Raw genomic sequence first — 1,189 nt, 5'->3', positions numbered from 1 at the left:
TGTTGAACGAATCCAGCTAAAGCAGGAAGCCGGCATGATTGTCCGGATCTTCCTAAATTAGCCTTATCGTAAATTTTAACATTTTAAGCTATGAAAAAAAAGCCAGACCATCATTGGAAAGGCCATTGAAAATGTGCCGGGTTTTTCCCTGCAGTTCAAAAGGCTGAGAAGATCAGTGGCGATTTCCGGCAAGAGCGAAAGCACCCTGACCAATTATGCCCGTTGCCTCGCCCATATGGGGCTTCACCTCAACTGTGACCTGTTGGCCCTCGATGATGAGGCGATACAGGATTACCTCCATTACCTCAAGAGCAGGCACCATACCCCATCTGACAGCTTCTTCAAACACACCGTCTATGGACTTCGCTACCTGTTCCGCATCTTTGACCGTAAAGAAAGCAGGGTAATCCTGCCATCCATCGAAAGGGCCAAGAAGCTCCCCGTGGTCCTTAGCCAACAGGAGGTGAGGAAACTGCTCAAGGCCCCAAAACTGCTCAAGCACCGGTTGGCCCTTGCCCTGATCTACGGTTGTGGATTACGCAACTTCGAACTCTGCAAGCTCAGGATCACCGATATCGACCTGGACCGTAAAATGCTCCATGTACGGGAGGGGAAAGGGAGAAAGGACCGCTACGTTCCCCTCTGCGAGCTTTTGGTCCGGGGCATCAAAACCTATCTGAAAGCAGAAAAGCCATCTGTATACCTTTTCAACGGCAAGGACAGTTCAGGAAAACCCGTACCGCTTAGCGCAAGGGGCGTACAATGGGCCGCACGGGAGGCAAGAAGGGCCAGCGGTATCCGCAAGCAGGTCACCGCCCACTGCCTGCGCCACAGTTATGCCACCCACCTGCTCGAGATGGGAACAGACATCATCACGCTCAAGGAACTCCTTGGGCACGTGGACATCAACACCACACTGGTCTACCTCCATGTGGCAAGGGTCGGCAGGAAGGCCCCGTTCAGCCCACTGGAAAAACTCTATGGGGCTTAGGCAGCCCGCCGTACAGCTCGCCGATATCATCAGGGCCTACCGCAACGACATTCCTGCCATTGCTTCCAATGCCTGGAAGGCCCGTACCCTCTATGCGCTGATGCGTTGCAGGACAGCGGAGATGGGCGGGCATATCGACCGCTGTGACAACCCGGAGTGCAACAGACTGCACATCAGTTATAACAGCTGCCGGAACCG

Annotated in this window: 2 protein-coding genes; both read left to right on the top strand. The window is 53.9% G+C overall.

What is annotated here, in order from left to right:
- Positions 1-235 precede the first annotated feature (235 nt).
- The gene (locus IFO69_RS21565; protein ID WP_192012231.1) at positions 236-991 is read left to right on the top strand and encodes a tyrosine-type recombinase/integrase; all 756 of its coding nucleotides are present in this window, start codon (positions 236-238) and stop codon (positions 989-991) included.
- The coding region (locus IFO69_RS21560; RefSeq protein WP_192012230.1) for a transposase zinc-binding domain-containing protein at positions 981-1,189 on the top strand (209 nt) is incomplete at its 3' end. The genes IFO69_RS21565 and IFO69_RS21560, both read left to right, overlap by 11 nt.

The organism is Echinicola arenosa, from assembly GCF_014841125.1.
Taxonomy (GTDB): domain Bacteria; phylum Bacteroidota; class Bacteroidia; order Cytophagales; family Cyclobacteriaceae; genus Echinicola; species Echinicola arenosa.
This window is presented reverse-complemented; position numbering and strand designations above follow the sequence as displayed.

Coding starts and splice junctions, on each gene's coding strand:
- IFO69_RS21565 (WP_192012231.1), top strand. CDS start 236: ATGGGGCTTCACCTCAACTGTGACCTGTTGGCCCTCGATGATGAGGCG.